The following is a 17,125-nucleotide window of genomic DNA, read 5'->3' as shown; positions in this document are numbered from 1 at the left end:
CACGCTAAAATGCTTTTGTCTCTATCTTTTTCATACTCTGTCATGTCGGCCAATAACGATAATCGTCGCAATTTCGTGCGCTTTTCCCTGGAACAGGGAGTGCTGCGCTTTGGGGAGTTCAAGGTCAAGTCTGGACGCTTGAGCCCTTACTTTTTTAATGCCGGCCTGTTCAATACCGGACGCAGCGTGGGGCAACTGGCCCGCTTTTATGCCCAGGCCCTGCTCGATTCGGGCGTGTCCTTTGACATGTTGTTTGGCCCCGCCTACAAAGGCATTCCATTGGCAGCGGCTACGTCCATCGCCCTTGCCGAGCACCCTCAAATCGGTGAGCGTGACGTGCCCTTTGCCTTTAACCGCAAAGAGGCCAAAGATCACGGTGAAGGCGGCACCCTGGTAGGCGCTCCTTTGCAAGGCAAGGTGGTGATTATTGATGACGTTATTACTGCCGGCACCTCGGTGCGTGAATCCATGCAGATCATCAAGGCGGCTGGTGCGCAACCTGCTGCTGTCTTGATCGCACTGGATCGCATGGAGCGGGCGGGCAATGATCAGGAACTGTCCGCTCATTCGGCAGTTCAGGAAGTAGAGCAGACCTACGGTATTCCAGTCATCAGCATTGCGTCTTTGGCGGACATCATGGCGGTGCTGGCAGATGACACCACGCTGGCTGCTCATGCTCCTCAGGTCAAGGCCTACCGGGATCGTTACGGCGTCTGATCGTCACACGCAGGTTTGTGTCGGTACTGCACAAAAAAAACACCAGGCCTGGGCCTGGTGTTTTTGTATCCGCTCAGCACTGCATCCAGATTCAGGCATCCAGCTTTTGCTTGAGCATTTCATTGATCTGCTGCGGATTAGCTTTGCCCTTGGCCACTTTCATGACCTGACCGACCAGGGCATTGAAGGCTTTGGGTTTGCCGGCACGGTGCTGCTCAACGATGCTCGGATTGGCGGCCAGCACCTCATCGACCATGGCGGCAATAGCGCCCACATCGTTGATCTGCTTGAGGCCGCGTGCTTCGATGATGGCATCCACATCGCCATTGAGTTCGCCATCCCATTGCGCGGCAAACACGTCGCGGGCAATCTTGTTGGAGATGGTGCCGTCGGCAATACGGGCAATTAACTGGGCCAGTTGGGCCGGGCTGACTTTGGATTGTTCAATGCCAATTTCCTCGCGGTTCAAGGCGGCGGACAGCTCGCCCAGAATCCAGTTGGCAGCCAGTTTGGCATTGCTCTTGGCGCCTGCTTGCAAAATTGCCTCAAAAAAGTCGGCGGTTGCACGGTCCACGGTCAGTTGCGAGGCGTCGTAGCGACTCAGCTCAAACTCCTGCTCGAAGCGGGCCAGTTTTTGTGCTGGCAGCTCGGGCATGTCCTGACGAACCTGCTCGATCCACTCTTCGCTGATAAACAGGGGGGGAAGATCCGGGTCGGGGAAGTAGCGGTAATCGTGGGCATCTTCCTTGCTGCGCATGCTGCGGGTTTCGTCGCGGTCGGAGTCGTACAGGCGGGTTTCCTGGATGACCTTGCCACCGTCCTCGATCAGTTCGATCTGGCGGCGTGCTTCGTATTGAATGGCACGCTCCAGAAAACGGAAGGAGTTGATGTTCTTCAGCTCACAACGGGTGCCAAATTCTTTCTGGCCTTTGGGACGGACTGACACGTTGGCGTCCACGCGGAACGAGCCTTCTTGCATATTGCCATCGCAAATGCCCAGCCAGACCACCAGGCTGTGCAAGGCGCGGGCGTAGCCCACCGCTTCGGCGGCCGAGCGCATTTCGGGTTCGGACACGATTTCCAGCAGCGGGGTCCCGGCGCGGTTCAGGTCGATCCCGGTACTGGATTCGCCGTGGGGGCCCCGGAAGTTTTCGTGCAGGGATTTGCCGGCGTCCTCTTCCAGATGGGCGCGAGTCAGATTAATGGTCTTTTCTTCGCCGTCCAGCATGAAGCTGATGGTGCCGCCACTGACCACCGGGATTTCCATCTGGCTGATCTGATAGTTCTTGGGCAGATCCGGGTAGAAATAGTTTTTACGCTCGAATACGGAGCGTCGCGCAATGCGTCCGCCCACGGCCAGGCCCAGGCGAATCGCCCGTTCAGCTGCGCCACGGTTAAAGACGGGCAAGGCGCCGGGCAACGCCATGTCCACTTCATTGGCTTGTGTATTGGGCAACGCACCAAAACGGGTGCTGCTGCTGGAGAAGATTTTGGATTCGGTCGAGAGCTGGGTGTGGGTTTCCAGCCCGATCACAATTTCCCATTCCATTATTGTTGTCCTGGTTGACGTTGATGCCAGTCGGTGACTTGCTGGAAGCGGTCGGCAAAGGCCAGCAACTGGCCTTCACGGAAGTAGTTGCCAATGATCTGCAGGCCGATGGGTAAGGGGCGTTCGCCCTGACTGAAGCCGCAGGGAACGGACATGGCAGGCAGGCCAGCCAGGCTGACTCCCAGCGTATAGACGTCGCCCAGCCAGTCGGTGGTGGGGTCCTCGATGGTGGCGCCCAGCTTGCGACCCAGAGCGGGCGTGACAGGGCCCAGAATCAGGTCGCACTGCTCAAAGACTTTCTGGAAATCGTCCACAATCATGCGGCGCACGCGTTGAGCTTGCAGATAGTAAGCGTCGTAGTAGCCGTGCGAGAGCACATACGTGCCGACCAGAATGCGGCGCACGACTTCAGGGCCAAAGCCTTCCGAGCGGGAACGCGAGATCATGCTGTTCAGGTCGGTGTACTGGCTGGCGCGGTGGCCAAAACGCACCCCGTCAAAGCGCGACAGGTTGGTCGAGGCTTCAGCAGGGCTGATGACGTAATAGGTGGGAACCGACAGTTCGGTCAAGGGCAGTTGCACCGTGACGCGTTCCGCACCCAGGCTTTCGTAGGTTTTCAGCGCGGCCTCGATCGCATCGGCGATGGCCGGGTCCAGGCCAGGACCGAAGAACTGCGCAGGCACTCCAATGCGCACGCCTTTCAGGGGCTGGCTGCCTTGCGCGTCTTGCTGCGACTGGTGCTGTTCAAATTCCTGACGAATACGGGTTCCAGTATTGGGCTGATCGTCGCAAAATTCCAGGCTGGTGGCGTCTTGCGGGTCAAAACCACACATGGTTTCCAGCAAATCCAGCAAATCGCGCGCGTTGCGGGCGATGGGGCCGGCCTGATCCAGGCTGGAGCCGTACGCGATGATGCCAAAGCGCGAAATCGTGCCATAGGTGGGTTTGATGCCGCTGACGCCGCACAGGGCGGCGGGCTGGCGAATGGAGCCGCCCGTATCGGTGGCGGTTGCCCCGGCGACCAGGCCTGCGGCCACTGCGGCAGCAGAGCCGCCTGAGGAGCCGCCGGGAACCATGGAATGATCCCAGGGGTTGCGCACCGGGCCAAATACCGAGCTTTCATTGCGAGAGCCCATGGCGAACTCGTCACAATTCAGTTTGCCCAGGGAGACTGTGCCGGCTGCCTGCAGCTTGGTGACGACCGTAGCGTCAAAGGGGCTGAGGTAGCCTTGCAGCATTTTGCTGCAGGCGGTGGTCTGCCAGTCCTTGGTGACAAACAGATCCTTGTGTGCGATGGGGATGCCGGTCAGTGGGCCGGCCTTGCCCTGGGCAATCAGTGCGTCTGCGGCATCGGCCTGGGCCAGAGTCAGGTCAGGGTCCTGCTGAACAAAGGCGTTAAGCGCTTTTTGGCGGGCGCTATTGTCCAGCGCATGCTGGGCCAGCTCGCGGGCACTGACGGTTTTGTTGTGCAGAGCGTGGCGTAGCGCTGCAATCGTCGCGAATTCAGGGGTAAAAGACATGGTTTTGCTTTATTCGATGACCGTGGGCACCAGAAACAGGCCATCCTGCTCGGCGGGGGCGTTGCGCATCATGGCCTGGCGGCTTTCGACCGTGCCGGACGGCAGAGCCTTGTCCTCGCGCAGGCGCAGACTGATCTGCTGGCGGGCGGACAAGGGGTGGGCCATTGGCTCAACGCCTTGAGTATCAACGGTTTGCAAAGTCTGGATCAGGCCCAGGATGCGCGTCAAATCGTGCTCGACCTGGGAGGCTTGTTCAGCAGAAAGATCAAGGCGCGCCAGTTGCGCTATACGGGCAACATCCTGTTCAGTGATAGACATGTGGGTGGGTACTGGAAAATGAGTAATAAAAAAAAGCGGAAATCTGTCAGTTAAGGACAGTTTGGCACTTTTACAGCAAATGCGGGGGTTACAGAACTTAACTGACCATTAAAACAGTCCTAATGTAGAGCAATTATAAGTTATCATTGACCGTTTCCTTCCCAGGTATTTTTGAATTCGTTGCCTGGTTCTTGTGCCTGTCGTTCTACGCTTGAGTTCCGCGCCGAATTTACCTGCCTTTTTTCCCCAAACACTTTACACTTTGCGCGCCCATGTTCGGATTCCTACGCAGTTACTTTTCCAGCGATATGGCAATCGACCTCGGTACGGCCAATACCCTTATTTATGTACGCGGCAAGGGTATCGTACTGGATGAACCGTCCGTTGTAGCCATCCGCCATGAGGGCGGACCTAATGGTAAAAAAATCATTCAGGCCGTCGGGCAGGAGGCCAAGCAAATGCTGGGTCGGGTGCCTGGCAATATTGAAGCCATCCGGCCCATGAAAGATGGCGTGATTGCGGACTTTACCGTCACCGAGCAGATGCTCAAGCAGTTCATCCGCATGGTTCACCCACGCAGCATGTTTGCTCCCAGCCCGCGCATTATCGTGTGTGTGCCGTGTGGTTCGACCCAGGTGGAGCGCCGTGCCATCAAAGAATCCGCATTGGGTGCCGGTGCCAGCAAGGTCTATCTGATTGAAGAGCCCATGGCCGCCGCAATCGGTGCGGGCCTGGCGGTCTCTGATGCCAGCGGTTCCATGGTGGTCGATATTGGTGGTGGTACCACCGAAGTGGCCGTCATCTCCCTGGGCGGTATGGTTTACAAGGGTTCGGTGCGCGTTGGTGGCGACAAGTTCGACGAAGCGATTATCAACTACATCCGCCGTAATTACGGAATGCTGATTGGCGAACCCACGGCCGAGCTGATCAAAAAAGAGATTGGCTCTGCTTTCCCCGGCACCGAAATTCGTGAAATTGAAGTCAAGGGTCGCAATTTGTCCGAAGGGGTGCCACGTAGTTTCACCGTTTCGTCCAACGAGATTCTTGAATCGTTGACCGACCCCCTGAATCAAATTGTCTCTGCGGTTAAAACTGCGCTGGAACAAACTCCTCCTGAGCTGGGTGCGGACATTACCGATAAAGGTATTGTCCTGACCGGCGGGGGTGCCCTGGTTCATGACCTGGATCGTCTGTTGCAAGAAGAGACCGGCCTGCCTGTGGTGGTGGCTGAAGATCCTCTGACCTGCGTGGTACGGGGTTGCGGCGAGGCTCTGGAACATCTGGAGCGTCTGGAGTCCGTATTTATTTACGATTGATCTTTGCTTGGGCTCCACGGCGTGGTCTGCCAGTGGAAGGCAAGCGATCGAGTGTTTGAGTAATGCGAGAACAAGGCTCCATCCGGCTATTTAGGCGCGGCTCATCCGCTGAGCTGCGTCTGGCCGCTCTTTTGGTGCTGGCGGTGGGCTTGTTGATTACGGATGCGCGTTTTGCGGTGCTCGAACCGGTGCGGCAGGCTGTCGCTGCTGTTCTGTACCCCTTTCAGCGTGTCATGCTCGCTCCCCGTGATCTGGTCACTTACTTCAGCAGCTGGACGGATGCGGCCTCAACTGCCCGTTCCGAAAAAGAAGCCTTGCAACGCCAGCGTATCGAGCTGGCTCAGCTCTCCACCCATGCCGCCCAGCTGTCTGCCGAAAACGAGCAATTGCGCCGTCTACTGCAGGTGGCTGATGCCGTGACGCAACCGTCAGTAGCCGTGGAAGTGCTGTATGAGCCGCCCAACGGGTATGCCCGCCATCTGATCTTCAATAAAGGCTCTTCCAGCGGCATTCGCCCGGGCATGCCGGTAATTGATGAGGGCGGGGTGGTGGGCCAGGTGGTGCGTGTCACGCGTTTTACCTCAGAGGCGGCCTTGATTACCGACGACAAGGTGTCGGTACCGGTGCAGGTGCTGCGCAACGGCCTGCGTCTGATCGCTTTTGGGGGCAATCCGGGCGGCAAGGTGGAAGTGCGGTACCTGACCAGCGATGTGGATCTGGAGCCCAACGACACCCTGATTACCAGCGGGATCGGGGGCTTGTTTCCTGCCGGCTTGCCCGTGGGTATCGTCAGCAGCATTGAGCGCGATGACGCCTCGGGCTTTGCCCTGGCCTTGGTCACGCCTTTGTCGCATCCTGAGCGCTACCGCCATTTTCTGATTTTGCTGGTGCCCGAGAGCGAGCGCCCGCTTGAACAGGACGAAGCCCATGACGCGCCGCGTTGAGTCCCCCGACACATCCAACCGCACAAGCCGGGCGTCCAACCTGAGCAGCCTGCAGCCCATCGACAGCAGCCCCTTCTCGCGCGCGTCCAGCCCCTGGCTGGTCTGGGGATCGATTCTTTTGATGTGGCTGGGCTCCATGTTGCCTTGGCGACTGTTGCCGTTTGCACCGGACCTGCTCATGCTGGTGCTGGCTTTTTGGGCGGTCCATGAGCCACGTCGTGTCCCCATGTCCCTAGCGTTTTTTCTGGGCATTTTGGTTGATGTACACGATGGCAGCCTCTTGGGCGAGCATGCGCTGACCTATATTCTGGTGGTGTACGGCGCCTTGCTGTTACGCAAGCGCATTTTGAATTTCGGCATGTGGACCCACTTTTTGCACATGGCAATCGTCATGCTGTTGGCCCAGTTGCTGGTGCGCGTCCTGCACGCCTGGCTGGTGGGGGAGTGGTCCGGCTGGCAGTGGGCGGGCGGCACCTTGCTGACCGCCGCCCTGTGGCCCCTGGCCGATAGCGTGCTGTTCCTGCCGCAGCGGCGTCTGGACGAGTCCGACTCCGGTTCGTCCTGACGGGATGGGCGGCCATGTTTGAATTCAAAAAAACCTCGCATCAGTTGCGCCAGCGCATTCTGTTTCGTGCGCTGGTTGCGGCTGTTCTGGCTTGCGTTCTGCTCGGGGTGCTGGGCGTGCGCCTATGGTATTTGCAGGTGGTGCGCTATGAAGGTTTTGCTGCCCGAGCCGATCAGAACCGTATTGCCGTCATCCCGATCACTCCCCGACGTGGCGAGATTCTGGACCGCAATGGCGAGGTTCTGGCCCGCAATTATCGCGACTACACCTTGTCGGTGGTACCGGCCAGCCTGACGGAACCGGTCGATGACATGCTGGATCGTGTCGGGGAACTGGTGGCGCTAAGCCCCCGTGACCGTCGCCGATTCAAGCAGGGTGTGGCACAAAACAGCCGGTATTCCGAAATCTTGCTACGTAATAATCTGAGCGATGATGAAGCCGCCTGGTTTGCGGCTCATGCCTTCAAGTTTCCGGGTGTGAACTTGCAGGCTCGCTGGGTGCGCGAGTATCCGCAGGGCGAGGTAGCGGCGCATGTGCTGGGTTATGTGGGGCGCATTTCGGAGGCCGATCAACAGCGCCTTGAGGAAACGGGTCAAACGGGCAACTATCGCGGCACGCAGGTGATCGGCAAAAAGGGCATTGAGAAAACCTGGGAAAAAACCCTTCATGGCCGCACCGGCATCGAGGAAGTGGAAGTAGCGGCTTCGGGTCGGCCCGTACGCACCTTAAGCCGTGTGGACCCGGTGCCAGGTGCCAGCCTGCGTTTGTCTTTGGATATCGGCCTGCAGAAAATGGCCGAGGGCCTGTTCGCGGGACGCCGGGGTGCTTTGGTAGCCATTGAACCTAGCACCGGCGAGGTGTTGGCCTTCGTTTCGGCCCCTTCGTTTGATCCGAACTTGTTTATTGACGGTATTGACGTGGAGAACTGGCGCAAACTGAATGATTCGCCCGATCACCCACTGATTAATCGTCCCTTGTATGGCACTTACCCCATCGGCTCTACGTACAAGCCCTTTGTGGCTCTGGCTGCCCTTGAGACAGGCAAGCGCAAGGCAAGCGACCGTATTTCCGACCCCGGCTATTTCGAGTTTGGCGGGCAGCGTTTCCGCAATGCAGGGGGGGCGGTGTATGGTTCTACCGATATGCACCGTGCGCTCGTGGTGTCCTCGGATACGTATTTTTATTCCCTGGGGCCGGAAATCGGAGTCGACAATCTGCACGACTTCATGAAACAGTTCGGCTTTGGACAAAAGACCGGGATTGACCTGGACGGTGAGCGGCAAGGCATACTGCCGTCGACTGAGTGGAAGCGTAAGGCCTATCGCAAACCTGCCCAGCAGCGCTGGTATGCCGGAGAAAGTATTTCGGTGGCAGTGGGGCAGGGCTACAACTCTTTTACCGTGTTGCAGCTTGCTCATGCCACCGCGGTGCTGGCCAGCAATGGCATCGTCAGGCCACCGCATTTGGTTACCCAGACCCTGAACCCCCATGATCCGGAAATTGAACAGCCGGTGCGCATTGATGCCAAGCTGATTCCCTTGAAGCAGGCGAATGTGGACGTCATCAAGCGCGCGCTGGTGGATGTCGTGCGTCTGGGAACCGCCCGCCGCGCTTTTGCCGGGGCAGCGTATCAGGCCGCCGGCAAGACAGGGACCGCTCAGGTCTTTAGCTTGCGAGGCGCCAAGTACAACGCCAACGCCATTGATGAACGCTTGCGCGATCACGCCTTGTTCATGTCTTACGCGCCGGCCGACAACCCCAAGATTGCGGTTGCCTTGATTGTGGAGAATGCGGGTTGGGGCGGATCAGTGGCTGCGCCTATTGTGCGCAAGGTTTTTGATTACTGGTTGGTGGAGCGAGGGCAGATGCAATGAAGCGGATTTTGCAACTGGGCCTTCGCGCCGTCTCCGCCTTTGACTGGCCTTTGTTGCTCCTGCTGGTCTTGATGGCCGCGCTGGGCATGACGGTCATGCATTCGGCAGTGGGCGGGACTGACTGGCGTTTTGCCGATCAGGTGCGCAATTTCCTGCTGGCATTTGGGGTAATGTGGGTGGCTGCCCTGATCCCGCCAGCGATGTGGATGAAGCTGGCGCCAGTGGTGTATTCCGTGGGCGTGGTGTTGCTATTGGGTGTGGAGTTTTTTGGCGAAACCAGCAAAGGCGCAACGCGTTGGCTGGACCTGGGGGTGGCGCGGATTCAGCCCTCGGAAATGCTCAAGATTTCCGTTCCTTTGATGCTGGCCTGGTATTTTCACCGTTACCAGCGGCCCAGAATGACCCTGCTGGATTTTCTGGTGGCCGGCATTTTGCTGATGATCCCTTTTTTGCTGATCGTGCGGCAGCCGGATTTGGGAACGGCTTTGCTGGTGTTCGCCGCTGGCTTTTGCGTGATTTATTTTGCGGGCCTGTCCTTCAAGCTGATTGTTCCCATCGTGGTGGTACTGGTGCTGGGCATCAGCGCCTTGCTGTATTACGAAGACTATATTTGCGTGCCCGATCTGGATTGGGTCGTTTTGCACGACTATCAGAAACACCGGGTTTGCACATTGCTGAATCCGGGCAGTGACCGCTTGGGCCGCGGGTTTCACACCATCCAATCCATGATTGCGATTGGTTCGGGAGGCGTGTACGGCAAGGGTTACATGATGGGCACCCAGTCTCATCTGGATTTTGTGCCCGAGCGCACGACCGACTTTATTTTTGCTGTATTTGCAGAAGAGTTCGGGCTTTACGGCGGCATCATGCTGCTGGTCTTGTATGCCCTGCTTATTTTGCGTGGCCTGTCGATTGCCGCAGGAGCGCATACCCAGTTCAGTCGTTTGCTGGCGGGTTCCATGGCCATGATGTTATTTGTCTATGTGTTTGTAAACATAGGCATGGTGACGGGGATTTTGCCCGTGGTGGGGGTGCCTTTGCCCTTCCTGAGTTATGGCGGTACGGCGTTGATGACCCTGGGCGTGGCCTGCGGGATGTTGATGAGTATCAGCAACGATAAACCGGCCCGCCCGGCCTAAGGGCGTTGACGGCGGACTATTGTTGCAGACTTGGCCGGGGGCCAGCCAAGCCCCCGGGCCCTGTCAGCTCAAGATCAATTGCTCACTGTTCTTGCCCTGATACAAACCGAGCAGCAGCTTGCGGACAGGGGCCGGCAAGGCTGTTTGCTCCAGCGATTCATGATCATGCCATTGTTGGCCTGCAGTCGGCTCTGCCAGGAGAGTCTCATCTACGTGCAGCAGCCAGGGCGTGATGTGCAGCTTGAAATGCGAGAACACGTGCTGGAATGAAGCCAGCGCCACAGCTTCCTTACCGGACCAGCGCAGCGCGGCAGCGTGCAGGCTGCTGGCATCGTCAAACTGGGGCAGGGTGAGCAAACCACCCCAGATGCCCTTGTCGGGTCGCTGCTCCAGCAGAACCTGACCATTGAGCTCCAGAATCAATAGATGGGCATAGCGCTCGTCCTGGCGGATACGCTCTTTGGGGCTGGGTAGATCGGACTGCACCTGATGGGTGTGGGCATAGCAGTCGCTTTGCAGTGGGCAGAGGCTGCAGGTGGGCTTGCTGCGGGTACAGCATTGCGAGCCCAGGTCCATCAGGCCTTGTGTGTAGGCGGCCATGTCCAGATCGGCCGGGGCCAGTTCCACAATCTCATCGGCCTTGGCCCATAAGGTATTTTCTACGGCCTTTTTCTGCGTGGGACCATAGATCCCAAAATAGCGTGTAAAAACCCGTTTGACGTTACCGTCCATGATGGGGCTGCGTTCGCCAAAGCAGAATGCAGCGATGGCACAGGCAGTAGAGCGGCCTATGCCTGGCAGGGTGGCCAGATCAGCGGCGGTGGCGGGAAAGCGGCCCCCCCACTTTTCCATGACCTCGCGGGCACAGCGGTGCAAATTGCGGGCGCGGGCGTAGTAGCCCAGGCCTGCCCAGTAAGGCATGACCTCGTCCTGCTCGGCCGCAGCCAAATCCTGAACGGTGGGGAAGCGTTCCAGAAAGCGCGCATAGTAGCCCAGCACCGTGGCTACCTGGGTTTGCTGCAGCATGATTTCGGACAGCCAGACGCGATAAGGATCTTGCGTGTTTTGCCAGGGGAGATGGTGGCGGCCGGAAGTTTTTTGCCAGGCCACCACTTTTTCGGCCAGGTTTTGGGGGCAGGGTTGGGGAAGTGACATCAATATTGGGTACTACGGGTAACAGACCAGCGAGCTGCCAGTGCGCCCAGAATGGCGACCAAAACCGCAGCCGTCAGTAAAAGAGAAAATTCCGGCAGCCGGAGCGTAAATTGCACGCCGTAGCTTTGGGCCAGGCTGGAGAGCGCCTTGTTCAGGGGCGTTAGCGCCAGCAGGGCCAGTCCACACGCCAAGGCGCTGGCCAGCAAGCCTGTCAGCGCGCCCATATATAAAAAGGGGCGGCGCACGAAAGCCTCGGTTGCCCCCACGAGGCGGGCCACGGCAATTTCTTCACGCTGGTTCAAGGCTTGCAGGCGCACCGTATTGAACACGGTGGCAATGACCACCACGCCGACGCCGGCCATCAGAATCCACAAACCGATGCGGATAAAGCTCAGAATCGCGGCAAGGCGTTGCACCCACTCACTGTCGAGCAGCACGCTATCGACTCCCTCACGGCCTTGCAGGGCCTGGGCAAGCGAATCGGCACGCGTCACCAGATCCGGGGTTTCATGCAGCGTCAGCACAATAGCGTGGGGCAAGGGATTGCTGGGTAGCGCGCCCAGGGCTTGTGTCCAACTGGGGTTGCTTTGCAGTTGCTTCAGAGCCTGCTCTTTGCTGACCAGCCGTATGTTGGCCAGATCGCTCTGAAATTCTTTGCCCAATGCCTGGCTGAAGACCTGAGCCTGCTCCAGCGTGCTGTTCTGTTTCATGAACACGGTCATTTCGGGCGAGGTGGGGATTTCGCGCACGACCGGTTGGGCGGCCAGCAGGATGCTGGCACCCAGAACCGGGACAGCCAGGGTCAAGGCAATGACCAGCAGATTGGACAGCGATGAAAAGGGCTGCACTTTGAGGCGACGCAGGGCGACCAGAAAGGCATATTGATGGTGACGCAGCCAGGTTCTCATGCCAGCACTCCTGGGTGATCGGAAAAGCGGCCATCCTGAATCAACAGGGTACGACGGGCGTAGCGGGCCATGAGGTTCAGATCGTGCGAGGCGATCAGGGTTGTGACCCCCACCCGGTTAAAGTCCATTAAGACGTCCATGATACGTTTGGCATTATCGGCGTCCAGATTCGCCGTGGGCTCGTCAGCGATCAAGATGGCTGGCCGATTCACAATGGCGCGCGCAATTGCCAGCCTTTGCTGCTCTCCGCCGGACATTTCCACCGGCTTCAAATCTTCTTTGCCGCGCAGGCCAACTTTTTCCATCGCAGCCCGGGCCCGTGCCTGGGCGATGCGAGGCTCCAGCCCCACGACTGCCAGTGGCAGCAGTACATTGGCCAGGGCGCTGCGATCTTGCAGCAAATGTGTATCTTGCAGCACTACGCCCACCGCACGTCGCAGGTAGGGCCGCGCACGCGCAGGAAGTTTATCCAGCCGATGCCCGTTGACCTGGACAGAGCCCCGACTGGGCAGCTCCAGACCACCGATCAGGCGCAGCAAAGTGGATTTCCCTGCTCCCGACGGGCCCGACACAAAAATGAATTCGCCGTTATCAATACGGAAATTAATATCGGCGAGAATATTTTTACTGCGGCCATACGATTTAAAAACGTGTTGGAACTCGATCATCGCGACGCACAATTAAAGAGGAGTCTGCTTGGAAAGCCCCCGGCAAAAGAGGGCGGGAGCCCGCATGAAAATGTCGGCGTAGGTCAACGCAATTATCAGGCTGTCAGAGGGAAACCCCCGATTTGTGTTTGTACAGACTGGTTCTACGATTGGACACCACAGCTTAGCTGCAATTGTAATCTGCATCCATTTACCAAAAGTAAACAGGAGGTGATATTCCATGACCTTAGTGAAAACCTTGGCATGTAGTGTTGCGTTGATGGCCCTGGCCGCCAATGCGCAGGCGGGCGAAACACTGGACGCGGTAAAGAAGAAAGGCTTTGTGCAGTGTGGTGTCTCAACGGGTATTGCTGGATTCTCGCTGGCCGACAGCAAGGGGGTCTGGTCTGGCATCGACGTGGATATGTGCAGTGCGATCGCCGCTGCTGTGTTTGGGGATGCGAAAAAATACAAGGTAACGCCTTTGACTACCCAGCAGCGCTTTACGGCCTTGCAATCGGGTGAAGTGGATGTTCTGACTCGTAATACCACCGCGACAATCTCGCGCGATACGACCTTGGGCTTGGTCAGCACTGGCATTAACTACTATGACAGCCAGGGCGTCATGGTGAAAAAGAATCTGGGGGTGAAAAGTGCCAAAGAGCTCGATGGGGCCGCTATTTGCGTACAGCCGGGCACAACCACTGAGCTGAACCTGGCTGATTGGTTCCGCGGTCAGGGGATCAAGTTCAACCCTGTGGTGATCAATAACCCGGAAGAGGCCATGCGCTCTTTCACTTCTGGGCGTTGTGACGGCTTTACCAGTGACAAGTCCCAGTTGGCTGCCGTGCGCGCGGCTCAAACTACACCGGAGGAATTCGACATCTTGCCCGAGGACTTTTCCAAAGAGCCGTTGGGGCCTTTTGTACGCCAGGGCGACGACGACTGGTTTACCTTGGTGCGCTGGACTCTGAATGCGATGCTGGAGGCCGAGGAGTATGGCATTACCAGTGCCAATGTGGATGAAAAGACCAAGAGTGACAATCCTAACGTCCAGCGTATTCTGGGCGTGTCCGGCGAGCTGGGCAAAGGCTTGAAGCTGGATAACAAGTGGGCCTACAACATTATTAAACAGGTCGGCAATTACGGTGAAAGCTTCGAGCGTAACCTGGGTAAATCCACGCCATTGAAGCTCGAGCGCGGTTTGAATGCACAATGGCGCGATGGTGGGGTGATGTACGGCTGGCCAGTGCGTTAAGATTTCGATCTTCACTGTTTGTTGTTGCGTCTGGCTTTGGCCAGACGCGCGCCACCTCGCAGGGCTACGCGTAGTGCTGCATCCATGGGTTTTACGCTATGGCACAAAATAAACCTGCCACACCAGCCACGCCCAGACGGCGCCTGTCCTGGAATGATCCGTTTACGCGCGGCATTATTTATCAGGTGCTGATCTTGGGCGTGCTGGGCTTTTGTGTGTGGTATCTGGTCTCCAATACCTTACACAATCTGGCCGTTCGCAATATCTCCACCGGCTTTGATTTTCTGCATCGAGAGGCAGGCTTTGCGATTGGCGAATCGGACCTGGCCTACTCGCCCTCCGATAGCTACGGGCGGGCCATTCTGGTTGGCCTGGTCAACACGCTTAAAGTCGCGGTCATAGGCATCATTGCCGCCACTGTCTTTGGGACCTTGCTGGGCATTGCGCGGCTCTCCAAGAACTGGTTGGTGTCCCGACTGGCGGGCGCGTATGTGGAAGTGATGCGCAACGTGCCTTTGCTGCTGCAATTGTTCTTCTGGTACGCCCTGATTACCGAAACCCTGCCCGGGCCGCGGCAGGCCTTGAATCCGATGTCTGGCGTGTTTTTATCGAACCGGGGGTTGAAGCTGCCCACCTTGCAGGGCGACGCAATGGACTGGATCTTCGTAGGTCTGGGCATTGCCGTGGTGCTGTGGGTGCTGATGGCACACTGGGCACGGCGTCGTCTGGAGCGAACCGGCGTTCCTTTTCCCACCCTTCGCGTGGGTGTGCTCCTGTTGTTCTTGATACCGGCTCTGGCCTTGTTCATCAGTCCCACGCCCCTGGCCCTGGACCTGCCGCGTTTGCAAGGGTTCAACTTTGTGGGGGGCGTGACCGTGTCGCCCGAGTTTGCCGCCTTGCTGGCCGGTCTGATTACCTATACCTCAGCGTTTGTGGCGGAGGTGGTGCGCTCGGGTATTCAGTCCGTGGGCAAGGGGCAGTGGGAAGCCGCTCAGGCATTGGGCTTGTCCCGTGCGCGCATGATGCGTCTGGTCGTCCTGCCTCAGGCATTGCGTGTGATCGTGCCTCCCATGACCAGCCAGTACCTGAACCTGACTAAAAACAGCTCGCTGGCTGTTGCCATTGGCTATCCCGATATTGTGTCTGTGGTAAATACCACCCTGAACCAGACCGGGCAGGCGATTGAGGGCATTTTGATCATTATGGCGGCCTATTTGACGGTCAGCTTGTCGATCTCGGTCTTCATGAACTGGTACAACAACCGTATTGCCTTGGTGGAGCGCTAAATGAGTCATACGCCTACATCCACCGTAAGCGGGCCGCCCCCTCTACAGACGGGTATTTTGGGCTGGCTGCGTCAGAATCTGTTTTCATCCCCGTTAAATGCGATTTTGACAGTCCTGTCGGCCTGGCTGCTCTTGTTGACGGTGCCCGCCACGATCGACTGGCTGTTCATCAAGGCCAACTTCGATGCGCAAACGGCTCAGGACTGTCGTGCCAGTGCCGGTGCCTGCTGGGCTTTTATTCGGGAAAAGCATCGTCTGATCCTGTTTGGCATCTACCCTTATGACGAGCAGTGGCGCCCTTTGCTGGCGACTATCCTGTTGACCTTGCTGATCGTGTGCAGTTGCATACGCTGGTTCTGGAAGCCCTGGCTACCTTTGTTGTGGCTGGCCGGCCTGACAGTGGTAGGCATTCTGATGTGGGGCGGGGTGCTCGGCCTGAGCTATGTGGAAAACAGCCTGTGGGGCGGCTTGCCGCTGACCCTGATCCTGGCAACCTTCGGTATCGCGTTTGCATTTCCTTTGGGCGTGTTGCTGGCCTTGGGAAGGACGTCCCGCCTGCCTGCTGTCAAGGCTGTATGCGTGGTCTACATTGAGCTGATTCGCGGTGTGCCGCTGATCAGTCTCTTGTTCATGTCCTCGGTCATGCTGCCTTTGTTCATGCCCGAGGGCTTTAACATCGACAAGTTGCTGCGCGCCCAGATTGCCATCATTTTGTTTGCCGCTGCCTATATTGCCGAAACCGTACGTGGCGGTTTGCAGGCAATTCCCAAAGGGCAATACGAGGGGGCTGCCTCCCTGGGTTTGAGCTATTGGCGCACCATGCGTCAGATCATCTTGCCCCAGGCACTCAAGATCGTGATTCCGCCGCTGGTCGGCATTTTCATTTCCCTGTTCAAGGACACTTCCCTGGTGGTCATTATCGGCATTTTCGATCTGACCCAGGCGGCCAAAGTGGCCCTGGCCGATTCGGCCTGGCGCGGGTTCAGCCGGGAAGCGTATCTGTTCATCGCACTGATTTATTTTGTGTTCTGCTACTCCATCTCTCGCTACAGTCGTTCCCTGGAGCGACGTTTGCAAACGGGTTATGAACGCTGACACAGGCGGCAAAGCCTTGGCTCAAATCCGATGCTTTGCCGGCCAGACAAGGAGTTTTGCATGGCAGACGCCATTATTCAGCTAAAGAACGTCAATAAATGGTATGGGCAGTTTCATGTGCTGCGCGATATCAATCTGGAAGTGGCTGCGGGCGAGCGCATTGTGATTTGCGGACCGTCCGGCTCGGGCAAGTCCACTCTGATCCGGTGCATTAACCGGTTGGAGGAGCATCAGCAAGGCCAGATTATCGTGGCGGGCGAAGAGCTCACCAATGATCTTCGCCAGATCGAGGCCATCCGGCGCGATGTGGGCATGGTGTTCCAGCACTTCAACCTGTTTCCGCACCTGACCGTGATGGAGAATCTGACCCTGGGGCCCATATGGGTACGACGTAAAACCAAGGCACAGGCTCAGGAACTGGCCATGAAGTATCTGGAGCGGGTCCGTATTCCGGAGCAGGCCCACAAGTATCCCGGTCAGCTTTCGGGCGGGCAACAGCAGCGTGTGGCCATAGCCCGCTCCTTGTGCATGGAGCCTAAAATCATGTTGTTCGATGAGCCTACCTCGGCCCTGGACCCTGAAATGGTCAAGGAGGTGCTGGAAGTGATGGTTGAGCTGGCCCACACCGGCATGACCATGTTGTGCGTGACCCACGAGATGGGTTTTGCGCGTAAAGTGGCCGATCGGGTCATTTTTATGGATCAGGGTGAAATCATCGAGCAAAATACGCCTGATGAGTTCTTTGACTCGCCACGTAATGAAAGAACGCGCGAGTTCCTCAGCCAGATCATTCATTAAGATCGATGGCTGCTCTGAATGGGCTGCCTTGCGCAG

Annotated in this window: 16 protein-coding genes; 10 read left to right on the top strand and 6 right to left on the bottom strand. The window is 57.7% G+C overall.

Going from position 1 to position 17,125, the window contains the following annotated elements; translation table 11 throughout:
• Nucleotides 1–42: 42 nt before the first annotated feature.
• Complete coding sequence (gene pyrE, locus RSQ48_RS14740; protein WP_003801955.1) at nucleotides 43–717, top strand: orotate phosphoribosyltransferase; 675 nt, start codon at nucleotides 43–45, stop codon at nucleotides 715–717.
• Nucleotides 718–808: 91 nt separating this feature from the next.
• On the opposite strand, the gene gatB is transcribed toward pyrE, so the two are convergent.
• From gatB to gatC, 3 genes are read right to left on the bottom strand one after another with little or no spacing between them, the layout of a single operon-like run.
• Entirely contained in the window at nucleotides 809–2,266 is a 1,458-nt protein-coding gene (gene gatB / locus RSQ48_RS14735) for an Asp-tRNA(Asn)/Glu-tRNA(Gln) amidotransferase subunit GatB (protein WP_003801953.1), read from the bottom strand.
• Nucleotides 2,266–3,786, bottom strand: a complete 1,521-nt coding sequence (gene gatA, locus RSQ48_RS14730) for an Asp-tRNA(Asn)/Glu-tRNA(Gln) amidotransferase subunit GatA (protein ID WP_219235130.1) — start codon at nucleotides 3,784–3,786, stop codon at nucleotides 2,266–2,268. The genes gatB and gatA overlap by 1 nt, the downstream gene beginning before the upstream one ends.
• Before the next feature lie 9 nt (nucleotides 3,787–3,795).
• Nucleotides 3,796–4,104, bottom strand: coding sequence for an Asp-tRNA(Asn)/Glu-tRNA(Gln) amidotransferase subunit GatC (gene gatC, locus RSQ48_RS14725; RefSeq protein ID WP_003801948.1), 309 nt, complete (start codon nucleotides 4,102–4,104; stop codon nucleotides 3,796–3,798).
• Nucleotides 4,105–4,376: 272 nt separating this feature from the next.
• On the opposite strand from gatC, the gene RSQ48_RS14720 reads away from it, so the two are divergent.
• The 5 genes from RSQ48_RS14720 to rodA all read left to right on the top strand — a co-directional run bounded on the left by RSQ48_RS14720 (nucleotide 4,377) and on the right by rodA (nucleotide 9,942).
• Nucleotides 4,377–5,420 carry a rod shape-determining protein gene (locus RSQ48_RS14720; RefSeq protein WP_003801946.1) on the top strand — a complete coding sequence of 348 codons (1,044 nt, stop codon included), beginning with the start codon at nucleotides 4,377–4,379 and terminating at the stop codon, nucleotides 5,418–5,420.
• Between the two features lie 62 nt (nucleotides 5,421–5,482).
• Nucleotides 5,483–6,364 carry a rod shape-determining protein MreC gene (gene mreC / locus RSQ48_RS14715; protein WP_131070922.1) on the top strand — a complete coding sequence of 294 codons (882 nt, stop codon included), beginning with the start codon at nucleotides 5,483–5,485 and terminating at the stop codon, nucleotides 6,362–6,364.
• Nucleotides 6,348–6,929: a rod shape-determining protein MreD gene (gene mreD, locus RSQ48_RS14710; RefSeq protein ID WP_131070921.1), complete on the top strand. Its 582-nt coding sequence runs from the start codon at nucleotides 6,348–6,350 to the stop codon at nucleotides 6,927–6,929. Before mreC ends, mreD begins: the two co-directional genes overlap by 17 nt.
• 14 nt (nucleotides 6,930–6,943) lie before the next feature.
• Nucleotides 6,944–8,803, top strand: coding sequence for a penicillin-binding protein 2 (gene mrdA / locus RSQ48_RS14705; protein ID WP_003801940.1), 1,860 nt, complete (start codon nucleotides 6,944–6,946; stop codon nucleotides 8,801–8,803).
• Nucleotides 8,800–9,942: a rod shape-determining protein RodA gene (rodA, locus tag RSQ48_RS14700; protein WP_003801938.1), complete on the top strand. Its 1,143-nt coding sequence runs from the start codon at nucleotides 8,800–8,802 to the stop codon at nucleotides 9,940–9,942. The genes mrdA and rodA overlap by 4 nt, the downstream gene beginning before the upstream one ends.
• Before the next feature lie 63 nt (nucleotides 9,943–10,005).
• On the opposite strand, the gene mutY is transcribed toward rodA, so the two are convergent.
• Genes mutY through RSQ48_RS14685 form a run of 3 tightly spaced genes read right to left on the bottom strand, consistent with a single transcriptional unit; the run spans nucleotide 10,006 to nucleotide 12,673 of the window.
• The gene (gene mutY / locus RSQ48_RS14695) at nucleotides 10,006–11,097 is read right to left on the bottom strand and encodes an A/G-specific adenine glycosylase (RefSeq protein ID WP_415301938.1); all 1,092 of its coding nucleotides are present in this window, start codon (nucleotides 11,095–11,097) and stop codon (nucleotides 10,006–10,008) included.
• The gene (locus RSQ48_RS14690) at nucleotides 11,097–12,005 is read right to left on the bottom strand and encodes a cell division protein FtsX (protein WP_003801933.1); all 909 of its coding nucleotides are present in this window, start codon (nucleotides 12,003–12,005) and stop codon (nucleotides 11,097–11,099) included. Before RSQ48_RS14690 ends, mutY begins: the two co-directional genes overlap by 1 nt.
• Entirely contained in the window at nucleotides 12,002–12,673 is a 672-nt protein-coding gene (locus RSQ48_RS14685) for a cell division ATP-binding protein FtsE (protein WP_003801931.1), read from the bottom strand. Before RSQ48_RS14685 ends, RSQ48_RS14690 begins: the two co-directional genes overlap by 4 nt.
• A gap of 220 nt (nucleotides 12,674–12,893) precedes the next feature.
• Here RSQ48_RS14685 and RSQ48_RS14680 point away from each other — a divergent pair, with 220 nt between their 5' ends.
• The 4 genes from RSQ48_RS14680 (at nucleotide 12,894) to RSQ48_RS14665 (ending at nucleotide 17,089) form a co-directional block, all read left to right on the top strand.
• On the top strand, nucleotides 12,894–13,910 hold the full coding sequence (locus RSQ48_RS14680; protein WP_003801927.1) for an amino acid ABC transporter substrate-binding protein: 1,017 nt from the start codon (nucleotides 12,894–12,896) through the stop codon (nucleotides 13,908–13,910).
• Between the two features lie 98 nt (nucleotides 13,911–14,008).
• Nucleotides 14,009–15,196 (top strand): amino acid ABC transporter permease, encoded by a 1,188-nt coding sequence (locus tag RSQ48_RS14675; RefSeq protein ID WP_131070919.1) that lies wholly within the window; start codon nucleotides 14,009–14,011, stop codon nucleotides 15,194–15,196.
• The gene (locus RSQ48_RS14670; RefSeq protein WP_003801926.1) at nucleotides 15,197–16,291 is read left to right on the top strand and encodes an amino acid ABC transporter permease; all 1,095 of its coding nucleotides are present in this window, start codon (nucleotides 15,197–15,199) and stop codon (nucleotides 16,289–16,291) included.
• Nucleotides 16,292–16,351: 60 nt separating this feature from the next.
• Entirely contained in the window at nucleotides 16,352–17,089 is a 738-nt protein-coding gene (locus RSQ48_RS14665) for an amino acid ABC transporter ATP-binding protein (RefSeq protein WP_003801924.1), read from the top strand.
• Nucleotides 17,090–17,125 lie beyond the last annotated feature (36 nt).

Origin of the sequence: Alcaligenes sp. SJTW-7, assembly GCF_047716895.1 — a bacterium.
Lineage (GTDB): Bacteria > Pseudomonadota > Gammaproteobacteria > Burkholderiales > Burkholderiaceae_B > Alcaligenes > Alcaligenes ammonioxydans.
Note: the sequence above shows the minus strand (reverse complement) of the source record. Positions and strands in the feature narration are given on the sequence as shown.

Coding starts and splice junctions, on each gene's coding strand:
- pyrE (WP_003801955.1), top strand. CDS start 43: ATGTCGGCCAATAACGATAATCGTCGCAATTTCGTGCGCTTTTCCCTG.
- gatB (WP_003801953.1), bottom strand. CDS start 2,266: ATGGAATGGGAAATTGTGATCGGGCTGGAAACCCACACCCAGCTCTCG.
- gatA (WP_219235130.1), bottom strand. CDS start 3,786: ATGTCTTTTACCCCTGAATTCGCGACGATTGCAGCGCTACGCCACGCT.
- gatC (WP_003801948.1), bottom strand. CDS start 4,104: ATGTCTATCACTGAACAGGATGTTGCCCGTATAGCGCAACTGGCGCGC.
- RSQ48_RS14720 (WP_003801946.1), top strand. CDS start 4,377: ATGTTCGGATTCCTACGCAGTTACTTTTCCAGCGATATGGCAATCGAC.
- mreC (WP_131070922.1), top strand. CDS start 5,483: ATGCGAGAACAAGGCTCCATCCGGCTATTTAGGCGCGGCTCATCCGCT.
- mreD (WP_131070921.1), top strand. CDS start 6,348: ATGACGCGCCGCGTTGAGTCCCCCGACACATCCAACCGCACAAGCCGG.
- mrdA (WP_003801940.1), top strand. CDS start 6,944: ATGTTTGAATTCAAAAAAACCTCGCATCAGTTGCGCCAGCGCATTCTG.
- rodA (WP_003801938.1), top strand. CDS start 8,800: ATGAAGCGGATTTTGCAACTGGGCCTTCGCGCCGTCTCCGCCTTTGAC.
- mutY (WP_415301938.1), bottom strand. CDS start 11,097: ATGTCACTTCCCCAACCCTGCCCCCAAAACCTGGCCGAAAAAGTGGTG.
- RSQ48_RS14690 (WP_003801933.1), bottom strand. CDS start 12,005: ATGAGAACCTGGCTGCGTCACCATCAATATGCCTTTCTGGTCGCCCTG.
- RSQ48_RS14685 (WP_003801931.1), bottom strand. CDS start 12,673: ATGATCGAGTTCCAACACGTTTTTAAATCGTATGGCCGCAGTAAAAAT.
- RSQ48_RS14680 (WP_003801927.1), top strand. CDS start 12,894: ATGACCTTAGTGAAAACCTTGGCATGTAGTGTTGCGTTGATGGCCCTG.
- RSQ48_RS14675 (WP_131070919.1), top strand. CDS start 14,009: ATGGCACAAAATAAACCTGCCACACCAGCCACGCCCAGACGGCGCCTG.
- RSQ48_RS14670 (WP_003801926.1), top strand. CDS start 15,197: ATGAGTCATACGCCTACATCCACCGTAAGCGGGCCGCCCCCTCTACAG.
- RSQ48_RS14665 (WP_003801924.1), top strand. CDS start 16,352: ATGGCAGACGCCATTATTCAGCTAAAGAACGTCAATAAATGGTATGGG.